We start from the raw sequence: 16,559 nt of genomic DNA on the forward strand, positions 1-16,559 counted from the left end.
TATTAATAAAGAAAGCGCGGAACTGAAGCCAATCGGTCAAGAGGTACCGCGAAGAACCTAACATCCAGAATGACTCAGCCCGCGCCAATATAGGACACGGGCATAAGCCTATTATTCTTTGGATGTTTTTAGAAAATTCGCGGTTTTCTTGAACCAATTATAATAGCTTACGCCTTTATTTCGTTAAAATTTGAATGTCAAAAATAGTGTTTTTTTCTTTCCTACAAAATGGGATTAAAAACGAAAAATTGGAAAGGTTTTGTTTTGGCGTTGCTACTATAGTCTTTTTTTGTAAGGCGATTGAATGTGCTCAATTGGCTAAAATACCCATGAATAGAGGCGATTCATTGCTTTTTCATCGCCCGAAATAGATTTACTAAAAATTAGGCGTTTTTTTATCACTTGGTGATTGAGAAAGAACTGCATTTTTTTGCTTTTCGCTTGCGGTTTATTTTATATGTTCAAACAGCCAGAAACAGAATATTTAAAGCAGTAATTAGTCTCATCATTTTGAAAAGTAACTAATAATGAAAAGCACACTTCATAAAATGCTTGTAAAATAATTTCTCATGTGAAAGCATAGCTTTTATTTAATGAGAAAAAGAAAAACAGTCAAAAAAAATACTTTTTATCAATTGTAAAGCTTCTTTATCGCAAACCATAGCAAAGCGAGATAAAGAACTGAAAGGGCTATGAATAAAGCTTTTTTGTTTTCTGCAAGGATGCGTTACACCCTTTCATTTTTTGCCTTCCTTGGAGATACCATAGTGTGACCCATTTTTCTGTTTCTTTTTACAAGCAAAAGACTATGAATAAAAGAAAATGGGTTATGTCATAGAATTATTCAATTTATCCGCTTTTTCTTTTTTTGTTGCTGATAATATTTATGCCTGCAAGCATCTGAACAAAAAATAGCCGTAACCCTTTTATTTTTTAATGATTTGCGACACTCCCTCCGCCTACATCTCCTGATCCTCTTTATAGATATTACTGCTTCTTTTTCCTGTGACCAATTATACTCATCGTTTAACCCTTTATTTAAATGGTTAAAACATACCTCATTTTCAATTTTTTGCAGTTGTGAATTTTCATTTACTTTTATAATATTTTTAAAGTCTGAAAAAAGGGTTAATTCTTCTCCTTTTTTAGAATTTACCGTTATTAGTTTTTGACATTTTTCGAATAATAATTGTGTAATGATTTCTTTTGTATTGGCAGCTTTACAATACTTTTGTTTGATTTTTTGAATGAATTCTTTAGCTTTGCTTTGCTGCTTGGGGCTTAAACTTAACCAGTATGAAGCATCCAAAAGACGAAAAAATTTTCTTATTTCGTAATTTTTCATAAGCCTGTAGTCAAAATTATTTTCATCAATAAAAACAACCTCATTCCAAGCCTGTATCAGTTTTTTCAAAAGTAATTCCCACGCAAGAGGAGGTGCCAAATCCGAGAGGTTTTTAATTTTAGTATCTTTTATCCAAACCATTTTTTTTACAGCTATTTCAAGTCTTAATAATTGTGAATCAAGGTCTTTAAAGTACATCTTAAAATGATATTGCTGGAATTCGAAAACAACACCTATTCGTTTGCCATTATCAAGGTAATTTTTAAATCCCGTTCCTTTATAGCTTTTGACAGCAGAAATAAATTCCTGCACTTTCAATGGGCAAATAATATCAACCTTAATTTCAATTGTTTTAACAGAATTTTGCTCTGGTTTTATTTTTAATTCAGCTTCGAGTTTCAGAAGAGTAGCTAAAAACATTTCACGGGTATAGTCATAGGAATTGGTGTGACCATCACTAAAAAACATAGGTAAAGAGCCTCTTAAATTGCAGTAAATGGATTTCTCTCCCTTTACTACAGATAAAAATAAACCTTTATATTTTGCTTTGCTTTTATTCTCATATATCTCACCTGTAGACACATCAAATTCACCTGTAAATCCTAAATTACGGTTCGATAGCCACTTAGAGGGCTGTATACCACATAATAAACCGAAACCGTCCATTATTTACCTGATTACTTTATCGTAGTTATGAATGCTATGAAAGAAAATATTTGAAAAAGGACTGCCTATGCAATCCCTTTCTTTTAAGTAGCCCGATAAGATTAAAAAGAGGGCTTGCAATGCATTTTGAGCCATGATTGATTTCCCATGACGGAAAATCAATCATGGTTAATTAATCAAAGAAGTTTATTTTTGTTAATATACTCGTCAATTTCGGAGCGTTTGAAATAGACTCTATTTCCAACTCCATATGCAGTAAGAGTTCCATCTTTACGCCACCTATGTAAAGTGCTAAGGTCAATTTGTAAAAGTTCGCAGACTTCGGAACGAGTAAGATATTCTGTGGGCTCTTTAGGTTGGAAATCTTTTGAAAGTTGCTCTCGTAACTCTGGAATAAGAGCGTTTTTAATTTCTGTAATTAAATCTTTAGGTGTTGTACCAATAAACTGTATAGTATTCATATGCAATGTATTTATAATTTTACACTGCGAAGGTATTGAGTTGAAAAAGGTTTATATTCCCGCTTTATTCCTTTTTTATTCCAATGCAATAGAATGAAATTAATCTTTAATATTTTGGAACTCTAATGCTAATTTTTTTAGTTGTTCAATATGCTTTGGCGTACTTCCTTTTATTTCACTTCCATAATATTCAAATCCAAATAGTTCTTTGATTAAATTTTTATAGGCTTGTTTTTCAACATAAGGGATTTTTTCGGATCTTGATTTATTTTCTTCAGTTTCGGAATGAACATCGTGGAAATATGCGAAAATTTGATTATACTTTGTGAGTTCTGTAAATTTTTTACTTGTTGAAATAAAGTTTGTTGAAAGATATTTTAATAATTCAATTTTAGATAGATCTCCAAAAAAAGCACGAGCATAATCCCTAATTTCCTTAGAATATTGAAGTACATTATTTAAATTAGCTATTTTGCCGCCTTTATCTTCTGTATTCTTTATTTCATCTTTTAAAATTTCATTTTTTAAGTAATTAGCAATTTTAAATGCTTCTTTGCGTAATATTTTTGATATTTTTTTTGTATTCTGCAATGTAATAGATCTTTCTTCAATTTCATATTCTTCCAGAAGATAGAAAATAAGAAAAATGCCATATTTCTTTTCAATATATTCTTTTTCTTCTTTTAAACGATTTTCATCAAAAGGTAAATCTCTAAAAATTTTTGCATACTTATATGCAAGCTGATAATTATACTCTTCTAAGGAAATAGGCTCGTATTTATTGTATTTTACATATTCCTCTAAATATGATTCAAAGAAAAGATCAAAAGTAGGGTATATGGGAAATTCATAGTTTATCATAATTGAATATTATATTTATGAACTTATTTTGAAGATGGAACTCATTTTCTCTGCAACTCTCAGTGCTTTATCCAATTTAGCTGTTTTGTTATATAAGTTCACCATATCATCTGTTTTATGTCCTGTTTGTGTTTTTATGTTTTCTTTGCCTAATATATCAATGAAATTGGTTACAAAAGAGCGTCTAAAAATATGGGTTGTTATAAGCTCCCATTTTTCATATTCTTTAACAACTTTCTTACCTCGTTCGCCTTGTTCTTTATCTTTAATGCCACCAATCATTTTTTGTGTTAATCCAGCTATTTTGCAAACTTCTTTAATGTAAAGGTTTAATTTTACGTCCGAAATTTTACGTGGAAATTGTCCTTCTCTCTTTTCTAATACTTTTAAAACTTCTGGATGTAAATAGATACATTCTTCGGCATCATGAGTTTGATTTTGAATTTTCTTTTGTTGAAACTTTAATATGTTTCCATGAATAATATTTTTCGAATCAAAATTTAATAAGTCTGATACTCTCGCACCAGTATAAAATCCTATAATTATCCAATCTTTGGCATTTTTTAGATAATCATGCGGATAAATTGTTGATTGTATCTTCTTTAATTCTTCAAAAGATAAAATTGGAGGTGTATAAGTTTGTCTGGCTCTCATAAACTCCCAATGTAAAACCTCATTATTTACATCTATCTTCTTTTTCGATGCAAAACTACAGATAGTCTTAATGTATTTTAAATCTTTTATAATTGTGCTTCCACTATACTTTTCACTTTGCATCCATTGAGTTAAATCATCTCTAAAGTCATCGTTTATATCTTTTATAAATAATTTTTTATCAAACAGTATAATCCTATTTTTAATAGTTATAAGCTTTTTACGTGTAGCTTCTGTTATGGGTTCTTGTTTTCCTTCTATTCTTTTACTTTTTTCTTTAATATAATATTCTATGAAATCAGTGAAGACTTGTGGGATTATATTTTTTACAGTTTTTGGTTTTGATTTTTCGGGAAAATACTTAGTATTATAAAAATCTTTAACCTCCTCTTTATTTGCATGCGGGTTATTAGTTAAGTATATGGATATTTCAGATTTTAATAAGGCAAGATTATTATTCAATAATGAGATTTCGGTATTAAAATTTTTTTCTAATGTGGTTTTCGCATTTTTTTTAATTGCTGCTGCATTATAGCATTCGTTTTTATCATCCCAGTATTCAGGGTTGATAGAATAAGGAGTTTTAAGAGTGACCTCAAACTCCCTACCTTTATTATAACGAAAATAGATTGTTGAATTTGTTCCTGTCTTTGTACGAATAAAAAATTTTTTTGCCATTGTAATTGTATTTTACAAGTCAAAGGTAATAAATGTTGGTACAAATTGCAATTTGTACCAACTGTTGTACCGACAAATTTGAAATTTTATACAATTTTATGCATCGTGAAAACACTATTTAAATATATGGATTTTATTCCTCGTTGTGCTTTATCAGGGATTTTTGCAATAAAAAAGGGACTTATTTAAAAGTCCCTAATTTTATTTAATGTGGAGTTGGAGGGATTCGAACCCTCGTCCAAACAAGCAATACATAAGATTTCTACATGCTTATTCTGCTATTGGTTTTCGACTGAATGCAGAGAGCAGACACCCAACATTCAACTTATCTTCTGAGGTTTTCGAGCTTTAGCCGAAGTATCTAAAGCCTTATTTCCGCATTCCTATATCCCAGGATCAAACGCCGCAGAACAGAGCATTTGTGGAATATCTTGCTTCCCTACTAAAGTCTTCGGGAAAACGCTTGATCTACTATACTTCGATATTAAGCTGCAAGAGCGAACTCTTCGTTGCCAGTTAAAATTGTGTAGCAAGGGATTATAGAGATCGCGCTACGGTTCTCTGCATGCTTACTTACCCATTGGTCTTGCTGTCGAAACCAGTCAACCCCATGAATAGAGTATGCAAAAATAAGGCTTTTTATTCAAATATAATTAACATACGCTAATCTTTTTAGAGAAGCGCTGTTACTCCCTGTTCTTCAATAAGATCCACCCGGATAATTGTACAGGCTGTTTTGTAATCTGGTCGGTCCAGGATAGGCTGTACCAATACGTGTCGGTTGGCAACGGCATTCCGACATATTTTCCATTCCATACCGGATTTTTAGAACTTACCTCGAAAACAACTTTACCGTATTTATCAAAAATACTTCCTTTAAAATCTCCGAACTTGCTGATGATGCTGAAGTCGATATTATCGTTGATTCCATCACTGTTTGGCGTAATCGTGTTATTCATTAAGAAAGTATAGTATTCCGTATGGGTATCACACAAAACGCCCCTCTTTCTTACTCTGATAGAATACTGCGTATTTCTCAAAACATTTTTGAAAATATTATACGATTGCCACGTTACACCGCCGTCAATAGAATATTCCAGAGGATCACCTGCCGGATTTTTAACGTTGATGGTTAAGAAGCCGTTTTCATACGTAATCCCTGTAATTTCAGGAGTTTTAATATAGGAAACTACGGCGGTAAGCACTTTGGAACAAGACCCGTTGTTGATGGTTACCGTGTACGTTCCCGGAATGGCGGTGCTTATGGTTTGCGTGGCAGCTCCGGTATTCCAGCTGTAAGAATAATTCTGTCCGGCGCCAGCATCCAGAATGGCATTGTCTCCCTGACACACTTCAACATTCGGCAAAGAGGCTGAAATGGCAGGAACAACATTAATCGTAAGGGAAGTGGTTGCTTGGGCAGGACAGCCATTGCTTCCGATTCCTGTTACCGTGTAAGTGGTAGTAGAGGTAGGGGAAACAGTTTGCGTATTTCCATTGCCCGAAAGTCCGGTCCAGGTATAACTTGCAGCGCCTGAAGCAGTAAGCACAACAGAATCTCCTTTACAGATATTGATGGATGAAGCGTTTAGTGTAATTGTTGGGGGCGTAATATTTTTTATAACTGTTACCGACGATTGTTTCGTACAACCGAACGGACTGGTAATTTTCAGCGTATATGTTCCGGCATTATTCACAACCGGAGTTAATGTATTCGCTCCTGAAACAATCGTTCCGCCGCCGGAAGCTGTCCATAAAAAGGTTGAACCATTAGGAAATGTTGAGCCTGATGCATTTAGGGTAATTTGTGTATTGGCACAATTGATTTCAGCAGGAGCGGCAATATTTAACGAAATGGCAGGATCCATCGTAACCGTTGCAGAACTTTGGTATTGGCATCCTAACGGAGTGGTTACCGTAACCGTATAGGTTCCGGATGCAGTCACCGTATTGGTTGTTCCTGTTACACCGTTCGACCAGGAGAATGTATTTCCGGTTCCTGTGGCAGAAGCTGTTAATACCGTTGAAGATCCTTCGCAGAAGGTTAAGTTTCCTGCAATCTGAACATTCGGGTTGGGACTGCTGCTGATCGTAACGGAGGTTGTGTCACTTGTACACAATCCGTTATTGTTGGTTAAAGTGTATACGCCGGGTGTGTTTACCGTAATGCTTTGCGTGGTTTGTCCGGTCGACCAGGTATTTCCTGTCGCGTAATTGGAAGTCAGCGTGATGCTTCCGTTATTACAGATAACTGAAGCGGAAGCCGTGATCACTGCAACCGGTTTTTGATTGACTGTCAATTGCAGGTTGGCCACCTTAGAACATGTGCTGGATTTTACCCGAACATATACTGTTGCATTCCCGGAAATATGAGCTGCAGGATTAGAAATCGTATTCGTATTTCCGGCTACCGCATCAGCCTGGTTAAGATAGTAATCAAAAGTTACTCCAGGCGTTGTGCTTATATTGTTTTGTGCTGAGGTTAAATTAAAAGTAGCGGTCGCCGTATCCGAACAGATACTTAAACTTGCATTCTGCACAGCAGGAACAACGCCTTGTGTAACCGTAACCGATTTTTGATAGGTACAGTTGGCAGGTGTTGTAACGGTCACTGTATAGGTTCCCGGTGCTGCAACGGAAATGGTATTTCCGGTAGCACCGTTAGACCAGGTGTAGAGATTTCCTGTTCCGGTAGACGTAGCGATGAGTTGTGTAGAAGTATCACACAGCACAAGATTGCCGGTAATTTGTACGTTTGGATTTGTAGCAGCGGTAATGGTTACGGATGCCGTAGGACTAGTACAATTCCCATTCGTGGTTACAAGGGTATAGGTTCCCGGTGCTGTAACGGTAATAGACGGAGTGGTAGCGCCTGTAGACCAGGTGTTGCCGGTTGTATTGCTTGAGGTTAATGTAACATTTCCGCCGGGGCATAAAGTCATTGATGATGTGGTAATGGAAGCTGTTAAATTGCTGACTGCAAAAATGAAAGAACCGGTCTGTTTACAGGCATTCAGGCTGCTGCTCGGATTAGTGGGGTTGTTGTAATTGATATTATAGTAATAAACAGAGCTTGGTATTATAGCAGTAGGTGCTGTAATCGGGTTGCTGCCTGTCGCAGCATCATTGGCATCATTGAAATAGCTTACTGTAAAGTTGGTATTTCCATTAATAATTCCCGGAGATAAAGTGTTAAAATTAAAAGGAACGCTGCTGTCGCAGATGGATATCACTCTCGGCGAATTCGGATTAGGCCCTGCCACACCCGGTGCGATAAAGGGATTTGTTGCAATTGTAGAACTGGAAAAAGGAGATACAAAAGTGGCTGTTCCACCCCATGTAAGGTTAAAAGTATACACGGTAGTAGACCAATTGTCTATATATAGATAATAAGTTTCCCCGGCAACAACATCCATATATTTACAATACGGGCTTGTATTTCCGCCGGCAGAACTTGTATTCGTGTTGGTCATGTTCATGCCCGTGCTTGAAAGTGTTCCGGATGCATTGCATCGAATCGGAAACCCAAGATTGCCGCACGATGTATTCGGGCCGTAAATCGCCCAGTCGTAATCAACAGGTCCGGTAGGAGTAAGGTTAAAGGTAAGCGTCCCGCTGGTAGCGATGGTAAATTTATACCACACGGAATGATGTTCGCCGGAAGACAAACATCCTCCCAGATCTTCAAAATCATTTCCGACTCCTGAAGGGGTGTAATTGATGTTGGAATTTCCGCAAACCGTGATTGCTGAAACACAATCTTCCTGAGCAGAAAGAGAAATATAAAAAATGGAGAGTAAAAAAAACAGTAATCTTTTGATCATAACCCTGTTACAAGTTTAAATATGAATAGAGAAATATAGGAGATAATATGAGAATAAGGCAGAAGACCTTATGTTTTGACTGAGATGAGCCGTAATGAAAACGTGTTCATTTTAAATAATGTTAGTTTTTCGGCAAATTTAACTAAAATTTTATTATAAAATTCAATTAAATAATTGTAATATGATTTTAATACCGTGTTGATTTTGAAGATTTATCAGCCTGCATGCATGTCTTTTTACAAATGATTGTCAAACAATTCAGGTAAAAATTTGCAGATTTATAAAAAATTAGTATTTTTGCAATCCAAAATGAGATGTAAAATATGTTAATAATTCCAGTTAAAGATGGTGAATCCATCGACAGAGCATTAAAAAAATATAAAAGAAAATTTGATAAAACAGGTACCGTTCGTCAGCTTAGAGCAAGACAACAGTTTATCAAGCCTTCTGTAACGTTAAGACAAGCTAGATTGAAAGCTGCTCACAAACAAAGAGCGCTTAGCAAAGAAGAGCAGGCTTAAGAAAATTTTCTTAATTCGCATACGAATTCACTCTTTAAATAGTTATATTTGAAGAGTGAATTTTTTGTTTTTATACTTTAATGATGCTGGACAAATTCTTAGAACATTTAGAACTCGAAAAGAGGTATTCACCTCATACGATTACAAGTTACAGAAAAGATCTTGAGGATTTTTACCGTTTTTACCTCAAAACGGAATCTTCGGAAGATATTTCAAAAGCCGACAAAAAAATCATCCGCAATTTTATTGTCGAACTAAGCGAAAACAATATATCCAAAAGAAGCATCAACCGTAAACTTTCTTCCCTTCGCAGCTTTTATCTCTTCCTTTTAAAAATTGGCGATATTGAAGTTTCTCCCACCGAAAATATTTCTTCCTTAAAATTTTATCCCGAAAAACAGATTCCCATGTCCGAACAGGAGATGCAAAACCTCAGCGATCAGGTTTTTACGAACGTTCAGGATGTTCTCGAAAAATCAATTCTGGAAGTGCTTTATCAAACCGGAATACGGAAGGCGGAGCTTTGTGGTATGACTTTTGAAAATGTAAACCTGTCTGTTAACGAAATAAAGATCATCGGGAAAGGGAATAAGCAAAGAGTCATTCCGATCTCCGAAAATCTGGCGGCGATTTTAAAAAGTTACGCACAAATCCGCAAACCGGCAACAGAATTTAAATCATACTTTTTTGTCAACAGGAAAGGTAAAAAACTCACCGAAAAATTTGTTTATGTGGTGGTTAATAAGTACCTTAGTCTTATAACAACAAAGGAAAAAAGAAGTCCTCACATCCTTCGGCACAGCTTTGCGACACACGTTTTGGATAATGGGGCAGAGATCTCTAAAGTAAAAAAAATATTAGGACATTCCAGCCTTGCAAGTACTCAAGTCTATACGAATGCCAATATCGAACAATTGAAAAAAGTTTTTAATCAGGCTCATCCAAGAGCTGCAAAAAATGACGAATTATGAAGATCACAGTACAATCAATTGGTTTAACTCCACACGAACCATTAGAATCACACATCGAGAAAAAAGTAAGCAAACTGGATACTTTTTATGATAAAATTCAGGATTGCAAAGTCTTTTTAAAAGTGGAAAATAACTCTGATAAGGCCAACAAAACGGCTGAGATTATTTTAGCGGTTCCGGGAGACGATATCGTGGTAAAAAAGACATCGACAAGTTTTGAAGAAAGCTTAGACCTATGCGTTGATGCTGCTAAAAAGCTACTAATCAAGAAAAAAGAAATGGCGTAATAAAAAAAGTCAAAAAAAATTATTAAAAAGTTTGAGAATTCAAAAAATCCGTTCTATATTTGCACTCGCAAAAAGGAACAGTGATCTTTTGAATTCTTTTTTATTAAATGCCTCCATAGCTCAGCTGGCCAGAGCACGTGATTTGTAATCTCGGGGTCGTGGGTTCGAATCCCTCTGGAGGCTCATTTACTATAAAATATCTGGGGAGATTCCAGAGTGGCTAAATGGGACTGACTGTAACTCAGTTGCTTCGGCTTCGTAGGTTCGAATCCTGCTCTCCCCACATTTATAGTAGAAAAAAAGTTGCATGAATAAAGGATTTTCCTTAAGTTTGCACAGCATTACCAATAATTTTGGAAACAAAATTGCGGAAGTAGCTCAGTTGGTAGAGCGTCAGCCTTCCAAGCTGAATGTCGCGGGTTCGACCCCCGTCTTCCGCTCAGAATAATCACACTTATTGCAGGGTGATTTTTTTTTAACTGCTGAAATGATGTAGAGTAGAGTTTCTCACAGCTTTCAGCCCATTTGTTAAAATGCCTCCATAGCTCAGCTGGCCAGAGCACGTGATTTGTAATCTCGGGGTCGTGGGTTCGAATCCCTCTGGAGGCTCATTTACTATAAAATATCTGGGGAGATTCCAGAGTGGCTAAATGGGACTGACTGTAACTCAGTTGCTTCGGCTTCGTAGGTTCGAATCCTGCTCTCCCCACATTTATAGTAGAAAAAAAGTTGCATGAATAAAGGATTTTCCTTAAGTTTGCACAGCGTTACCAATAATTTTGGAAACAAAATTGCGGAAGTAGCTCAGTTGGTAGAGCGTCAGCCTTCCAAGCTGAATGTCGCGGGTTCGACCCCCGTCTTCCGCTCACATAAAATCACGCTTTCAGTGTGATTTTTTTGATTCATGCCGACTTAGCTCAGCGGTAGAGTGCTTCCTTGGTAAGGAAGAGGTCACGGGTTCAAGTCCCGTAGTTGGCTCTCGTTTCAATCCCGATTTCTTCGGGATTTTTTATTTTTAAATATTCATTAACGCTAACGCCGCCAGGATTACCTTTAACTCTTTTAATTCCGTTCGAAAAGGCATTCCATGCAAATGAAAGATATGCGATATTTAAGTTTTTAAAATTTAAAGATTTTAATTTTTACGAATTGCATTACCTGTTCTGATCCATAAATTAATGTTTATTCGGAATTTGTCGAAATATTTCCCCAGATTATAATGTAATGAAAATTGTATGTATACTTAATGCTATGTTTCTTTTCTATAAAATATTCCAGAGATTAGTAAATATAATAAGTAATTTCAACGCTACTATCATTTGCTGAACGAAGTGTCTTTGCGAACGCAAATATTCAGTAGAATTCAAATATCTATTGCGTCCATAGCGTTTAAAATATTTTTAACCTTAAAATTCAATTAAAATACTTCCCGCAAATTTGAATTCCTTTACGGTCATGAAAATTTTCTTTACATTCGTATAAAATAATTTTCGATGCATATTCTTTTATTGGAAGACGATCTGATTCTTTCGGCGGAACTTTGTAAGTTTTTAGAATCGAATAATTTTACCTGTGATAAAATCTATGACGGAGAAACTTTTCTTCGCCAGATCAAGAACAGCTCGTACGACCTGTACCTGCTGGACATCAATGTCCCGAAGATCAACGGGCTGGATGTCTGCCAGACCATACGTTCTTTTGATAAGAATACCCCGATTATTATTATCTCGGCATACGGAGATCTTTCTGATAAAAAAGATGCTTTTACAAGGCTGGCAGATGATTATCTGGTAAAGCCTTTTCAGTTTGAAGAACTGCTGCTGCGAATGAACTCGCTCCTGAGAAGAAAAGCCCCCTCCGAAAACAACGATCAGGATATTGTAAGAATTGATGATCTTATTATCAATAAAACCGAGCAGAAAGTATACCGGGCAGGAAATGAAATCGCGCTTACCCTTAAAGAATTCCAGCTGCTGGTTTATCTTGCCGAGGCGCAGGGAAGAACGGTTTCGAAACAGCAGATTACGGAACATGTGTGGGAACATAATTTCAATACCAATACCAATACGGTAGAAGTATACATCAACTTTTTAAGAAAAAAAATAGATAAGGATTTTAAAATTAAGCTTATTCATACACGTTCAGGATTTGGATATTATTTAAGCCCGCTGTAGAATGTCTTTAAAAAGAAAAATTGCCCTCAATCTCAGTATTGCTTTTTCATTGCTTTTCGGTATTGTGATGGCGGTTATTTACATGTCTTTTAATGATTTCAGGAAAGACGAATTTAAAGAAAGATTCAGGCAAAGACTGGAATTTACTTCTCATTTTATAGCAAAATCCAAAGACTTTGAGGAAGAGGCACCTGTCTTTTTCAATGAAAACTCAGATAATATTCTTTTAAACGAAACCATTTTAATCTTTAATGCTAATAAAGAACTAATCTACAGTACCATCAAGGACAGAAATGTAACCTGGGATGATACCTTACTGAAGGAGCTGGATGAAAAGAAAATCATTTACTCTGAAAAAACGGTTCCAGAAATCTATGCTGCATTAAAAAAGATCAATGGAGAAAACTACTACATTCTTACCAGTGCTTATGATACCAACGGAAATTCTAAGCTGGAGTATCTCAAATATCTTCTGATTACAGCCTATGTTATGAGCACGCTACTGATTGGTTTTTTCAGCTATTATTTTATGGGGCAGTTTTTAAAACCTTTGGAAGATCTTAATAAAGAAATTTCGGAAGTCACTGCGCACAAACTGACCACGGAAATTCCGGTACGTGATTCCAACGATGAGATTGATGTTCTTGCCAAATCTTTCAACACCATGATCAAGAGGCTGGATGACGTATTTCAGTCGCAGAAAGATTTTACGGCAAGTGCCTCTCATGAAATCCGTACTCCGATTACGAGAATGGCTTTTCAGCTCGAAAATTTAATTAAACTCGAACAACATTCACCGGAAACCTTAACTTCACTTCAGCAGATCCAGAGAGATGTGTATCAGTTGTCTGATCTCACCAATTCACTTTTGCTGTTAACAAAGTTTGATAAGGAAAATATCCAGAGCATATATGAAGAAGTAAGAATTGACGAGGTTATTTTTGAATCCTTTGAAGCAGTAGAAAAAAGCTATCCAAAGCTGAAGATGGATTTTCTGATCTCCGAAAATACTTCCGAAAGCGCATTGCTTACCATAAAAGGAGTACAGTCATTATTGGATATTGTATTTATTAATCTATTCAAAAATGCCGCGGTCTATTCTGATGATGCGGAAGTTGATGTTCTGATTACAGAAACGGAGCACCGGCTTATTGTTGACGTTATTTCCCACGGAAATACAATTCCCAAAGAAGAACAGCCAAAACTTTTTGAAGCTTTCATGAGGGGGAATAATTCTCAGAATATTTCCGGTTCCGGCCTGGGACTTCGGATCGTGAAAAGAATTCTGGAATATCACGGCGCTGAAATTACCTACACAGCACCTGCTAATCTCCTGAATAAATTCAGTGTTATTTTTCAAAAATAAATTTTAAACTAAAACTATGCGCTTACAAGCTTTAATAATTAGTAAAGTCCGTGCATGCGTTTAAGGCCGTTGAATGGTGTCGTATAGTGTATGTATAATCCTGAGTTTTAGTCAAGATTCTTTAAATCAATTTGTTATAAATAGTTTCAAGCTAAATTTAATTTTTTTTTAAGCATTCTTTAAGAGCATTTTAATACCATAAAGGCAACTTTGTATCATAAAATAAAAAAATGAACAAAATTGCAGGGCTGTTGATTGTTGCCTCATCACTTATGGCAGCACAACAGCAAATGTCACTTTCGGATTGCGAAGAAGCTTTTCAAAGGAACAATTTACAACTGCTCGCCGAACAGTATAACATCAACATGGCCGACGCAGATATTTTGCAGGCTAAAATCTGGGAGTTGCCGCAGCTAAGCGGACAAATCAATGCCTATAATCCTGAAGACCGGAAAGTTTTTGATATCGGCCGTGCGAAAGGAGCGGAAATCACCCAGCTTATTTATATGGGCGGGAAAAAGAAAAATGAAATTGCCTTTGCGAAATCAAATAAGGAACTGGCTCAGCTTCAGTTTTCCCAATTGCTTGTCGATCTCAGGACACAGCTTCACACAACGTATTATAATCTTTATTACGAAAGACTTAAACTTGAAAACACCAAAAGACAGCTTGGTTATATGAGTGATCTCCTTGCTGCTTATAAAGTACAGTCTGCAAAAGGAAATGTGTCGCTTAAAGACGAAGTAAGGCTTCAAAGTATTGTTATCCAGCTGAATAACGATAAAATGGCTATTAATAAAAATATTCTTGAATTTGAACAAAACCTTAAAGTTTTAACAGGGATCACAGACGATATAGAACCTAAACTTTCTGATTCAGAAGCTAAAGATATTCTTACAGCACAACCTTTCGGGGATGAAATAGAATTACAGAAAAAAGCGGTTGATAACAATGCCGATTATCAATATAATCTGAAATTAATCGACAACAGCAAGCTATATGCTCAATGGCAAAAATCTCTGAATATTCCCGACCTTAATCTGGGAGCGGGCTGGGACCAGAACGGAGGAACTTTTAAAAATGAGGTTAATCTTGTGATAGGTATTCCGCTGCCTTTATGGAAATCCAACAGGGGAAATGTTGAAAAAGCAAACTTTGCGATACAGCAAAACCAAAAAAATGCAGATTTTCAAAAGCTTAACCTTGAAACTAGAGTGCAGTCCGCCTATAAAACCTGGAAAATGCAATACGATCAGCTTTCCCAGATAAAATCCGAAGATCTTAATAACATGGAGCTCGTTTACAACGGTATGCTGGCCAACTTTCGGAAAGGAAATATAAGCCTCATCGAATTTGTAGATTTTATGGATAGCTACAGAGAAACCGCGCTTCAGATCTATGATATGAAAAACGGAATCATGCAATCTGCAGAACAATTAAATCAACTCGTACAAACAAAAATTTTCTATTAAACATGAAAACATATATTATTCCCTTATTCATTGCAGTCTTACTTTTTTCTTGTTCAAAAAAACAAGAAGCACAACAGGCTCAGGCAAAAAAAGGCTTTGAACTGAGCAATACCATGCTTCATTCCATTTCTCTTGCAAAAGTTGAAAAAAAATATATTGAAGATGATTATAATTTCTACGGTAAGATTTCTGCAGATAAAAACAGTTATATCGATGTATATCCGTTAGTTGGAGGAAATGTTTTAAGTGTAAATGTTGAACTGGGAGATTACGTAAGAAAAGGACAGGTGCTGGCAACTATAAGGAGTACTGAAATGGCTGAAGTTCAGAAAGATGTAAGCGATGCAAGAACAGACCTCGTAGTAGCGCAAAACAATCTCCGGGTAGCAAAAGAAATGTATGAAGGAAAGCTAAATACGGAAAGAGATGTTTTGGAAGCAAAAAGCGAATTGCAGAAAGCCCAGGACCAAATGCAACGGGCAAATGCCGTAAGCACGGTATACAATGTAAAAAAAGGAAATATTTACAGTGTCGTAGCGCCGATCAGCGGATATATTGTTCAGAAAAATATTAATAAAGATATGCAGTTGAGAAGTGACAGAAGCGAAAATATCTTCGATGTAGCCAATACCACCAATGTTTGGGCCATTATGAACGTTAATGAATCTGATATTGATAAAATCAGTCTCGGCATGAAAGCCCAGGTTTCCACTTTATCGTATCCGGATAAAGTCTTTGACGGGAAAATCGACAAGATTTTTAAAATCATCGATCCCGAAACCAATGCCATGCAGGCCAGGGTAGTACTCGATAACCAAAGCGGGCTACTGATCCCTGATAGCAAGGCCACTATTAAAGTATCCAGCTCAGAAAATACGACAGCACTTACTGTTCCGTCCAAAGCGGTAATCTTTGATGACAACAGAAGTTTTGTAATCATCTATAAATCAAGGACAGATGTGAAAATTCGTGAGATAAAAGTGCTGAAACAGGTCGGTGATGTTACCTATGTTTCCGAAGGACTATCAGAAGGAGAGCAGGTGGTTACCAATAATCAGTTGCTGATTTACCGCTCACTGAATAGTTGATTTATTTAAACCATTAAGACTTTTAATAATGTATAATTTAGAAATTAAGTCTAATTAAGAAATATCTAAAGATATTATAAACATCGATTTTAAACTCGTTATGAGTCACTTAATAATTCTTAAGTCCTTAAATGTCCTTAATGGTTCAAAAATTCGGATTCTTTGTTAAGTGAAACGCCTTTTGCGAACTT

Annotated in this window: 12 protein-coding genes, 7 tRNA genes and 1 other RNA gene; 14 read left to right on the forward strand and 6 right to left on the reverse strand. The window is 35.9% G+C overall.

All coding sequences use genetic code 11. The annotated features are described in order from the left end of the window. Positions 1–844: 844 nt before the first annotated feature. From HHL20_RS15665 to HHL20_RS15690, 6 genes are all read right to left on the reverse strand, one after another. Entirely contained in the window at positions 845–2,011 is a 1,167-nt protein-coding gene (locus tag HHL20_RS15665; RefSeq protein ID WP_169232131.1) for a hypothetical protein, read from the reverse strand. A gap of 176 nt (positions 2,012–2,187) precedes the next feature. Continuing rightward, the gene (locus HHL20_RS15670) at positions 2,188–2,472 is read right to left on the reverse strand and encodes a helix-turn-helix domain-containing protein (protein WP_169232132.1); all 285 of its coding nucleotides are present in this window, start codon (positions 2,470–2,472) and stop codon (positions 2,188–2,190) included. 99 nt (positions 2,473–2,571) lie between these two features. Beyond that, entirely contained in the window at positions 2,572–3,333 is a 762-nt protein-coding gene (locus HHL20_RS15675; protein WP_169232133.1) for a hypothetical protein, read from the reverse strand. A 15-nt stretch (positions 3,334–3,348) separates the two neighbouring features. Beyond that, on the reverse strand, positions 3,349–4,665 hold the full coding sequence (locus HHL20_RS15680; RefSeq protein ID WP_169232134.1) for a tyrosine-type recombinase/integrase: 1,317 nt from the start codon (positions 4,663–4,665) through the stop codon (positions 3,349–3,351). Positions 4,666–4,873: 208 nt separating this feature from the next. Then, positions 4,874–5,275, reverse strand: a transfer-messenger RNA (tmRNA) gene (ssrA, locus tag HHL20_RS15685). A 76-nt stretch (positions 5,276–5,351) separates the two neighbouring features. Continuing rightward, a complete protein-coding gene (locus HHL20_RS15690) occupies positions 5,352–8,489 on the reverse strand; it encodes a T9SS type B sorting domain-containing protein (RefSeq protein ID WP_169232135.1) in 3,138 nt (1,045 codons plus the stop codon). 323 nt (positions 8,490–8,812) lie between these two features. Between HHL20_RS15690 and rpsU the strand changes: the two genes are divergently transcribed. From rpsU to HHL20_RS15760, 14 genes are all read left to right on the forward strand, one after another. Then, positions 8,813–9,010 carry a 30S ribosomal protein S21 gene (rpsU, locus tag HHL20_RS15695; protein WP_007846872.1) on the forward strand — a complete coding sequence of 66 codons (198 nt, stop codon included), beginning with the start codon at positions 8,813–8,815 and terminating at the stop codon, positions 9,008–9,010. A gap of 83 nt (positions 9,011–9,093) precedes the next feature. Further along, positions 9,094–9,981, forward strand: a complete 888-nt coding sequence (locus HHL20_RS15700; protein ID WP_169232136.1) for a tyrosine-type recombinase/integrase — start codon at positions 9,094–9,096, stop codon at positions 9,979–9,981. Further along, complete coding sequence (locus tag HHL20_RS15705; protein WP_169232137.1) at positions 9,978–10,268, forward strand: HPF/RaiA family ribosome-associated protein; 291 nt, start codon at positions 9,978–9,980, stop codon at positions 10,266–10,268. Before HHL20_RS15700 ends, HHL20_RS15705 begins: the two co-directional genes overlap by 4 nt. 109 nt (positions 10,269–10,377) lie before the next feature. Next, positions 10,378–10,451, forward strand: a tRNA-Thr gene (locus HHL20_RS15710). 19 nt (positions 10,452–10,470) lie between these two features. Continuing rightward, a tRNA-Tyr gene (locus HHL20_RS15715) sits at positions 10,471–10,551 on the forward strand. An 84-nt stretch (positions 10,552–10,635) separates the two neighbouring features. Next, positions 10,636–10,708 (forward strand) — tRNA-Gly (locus HHL20_RS15720). 95 nt (positions 10,709–10,803) lie between these two features. Next, a tRNA-Thr gene (locus tag HHL20_RS15725) sits at positions 10,804–10,877 on the forward strand. Positions 10,878–10,896: 19 nt separating this feature from the next. Next, positions 10,897–10,977: transfer RNA gene (locus HHL20_RS15730), tRNA-Tyr, on the forward strand. Positions 10,978–11,061: 84 nt separating this feature from the next. Then, positions 11,062–11,134 (forward strand) — tRNA-Gly (locus HHL20_RS15735). Positions 11,135–11,174: 40 nt separating this feature from the next. Then, positions 11,175–11,246 (forward strand) — tRNA-Thr (locus tag HHL20_RS15740). 515 nt (positions 11,247–11,761) lie between these two features. After that, on the forward strand, positions 11,762–12,442 hold the full coding sequence (locus tag HHL20_RS15745) for a response regulator transcription factor (protein ID WP_169232138.1): 681 nt from the start codon (positions 11,762–11,764) through the stop codon (positions 12,440–12,442). 1 nt (position 12,443) lies between these two features. Then, positions 12,444–13,808 carry an ATP-binding protein gene (locus tag HHL20_RS15750; RefSeq protein ID WP_169232139.1) on the forward strand — a complete coding sequence of 455 codons (1,365 nt, stop codon included), beginning with the start codon at positions 12,444–12,446 and terminating at the stop codon, positions 13,806–13,808. Between the two features lie 230 nt (positions 13,809–14,038). After that, on the forward strand, positions 14,039–15,280 hold the full coding sequence (locus tag HHL20_RS15755; protein ID WP_185194829.1) for a TolC family protein: 1,242 nt from the start codon (positions 14,039–14,041) through the stop codon (positions 15,278–15,280). 2 nt (positions 15,281–15,282) lie between these two features. Further along, positions 15,283–16,368: an efflux RND transporter periplasmic adaptor subunit gene (locus tag HHL20_RS15760; protein ID WP_169232140.1), complete on the forward strand. Its 1,086-nt coding sequence runs from the start codon at positions 15,283–15,285 to the stop codon at positions 16,366–16,368. Positions 16,369–16,559: the final 191 nt, after the last annotated feature.

Origin of the sequence: Chryseobacterium cheonjiense (genome assembly GCF_012927265.1) — a bacterium.
Lineage (GTDB): Bacteria > Bacteroidota > Bacteroidia > Flavobacteriales > Weeksellaceae > Chryseobacterium > Chryseobacterium cheonjiense.

What these genes read in the sequence shown, in the direction of transcription:
- rpsU (WP_007846872.1), top strand. Translation starts at nt 8,813, where the DNA reads ATGTTAATAATTCCAGTTAAAGATGGTGAATCCATCGACAGAGCATTA.
- HHL20_RS15665 (WP_169232131.1), bottom strand. Translation starts at nt 2,011, where the DNA reads ATGGACGGTTTCGGTTTATTATGTGGTATACAGCCCTCTAAGTGGCTA.
- HHL20_RS15705 (WP_169232137.1), top strand. Translation starts at nt 9,978, where the DNA reads ATGAAGATCACAGTACAATCAATTGGTTTAACTCCACACGAACCATTA.
- HHL20_RS15690 (WP_169232135.1), bottom strand. Translation starts at nt 8,489, where the DNA reads ATGATCAAAAGATTACTGTTTTTTTTACTCTCCATTTTTTATATTTCT.
- HHL20_RS15670 (WP_169232132.1), bottom strand. Translation starts at nt 2,472, where the DNA reads ATGAATACTATACAGTTTATTGGTACAACACCTAAAGATTTAATTACA.
- HHL20_RS15680 (WP_169232134.1), bottom strand. Translation starts at nt 4,665, where the DNA reads ATGGCAAAAAAATTTTTTATTCGTACAAAGACAGGAACAAATTCAACA.
- HHL20_RS15675 (WP_169232133.1), bottom strand. Translation starts at nt 3,333, where the DNA reads ATGATAAACTATGAATTTCCCATATACCCTACTTTTGATCTTTTCTTT.
- HHL20_RS15755 (WP_185194829.1), top strand. Translation starts at nt 14,039, where the DNA reads ATGAACAAAATTGCAGGGCTGTTGATTGTTGCCTCATCACTTATGGCA.
- HHL20_RS15700 (WP_169232136.1), top strand. Translation starts at nt 9,094, where the DNA reads ATGCTGGACAAATTCTTAGAACATTTAGAACTCGAAAAGAGGTATTCA.
- HHL20_RS15760 (WP_169232140.1), top strand. Translation starts at nt 15,283, where the DNA reads ATGAAAACATATATTATTCCCTTATTCATTGCAGTCTTACTTTTTTCT.
- HHL20_RS15750 (WP_169232139.1), top strand. Translation starts at nt 12,444, where the DNA reads ATGTCTTTAAAAAGAAAAATTGCCCTCAATCTCAGTATTGCTTTTTCA.
- HHL20_RS15745 (WP_169232138.1), top strand. Translation starts at nt 11,762, where the DNA reads ATGCATATTCTTTTATTGGAAGACGATCTGATTCTTTCGGCGGAACTT.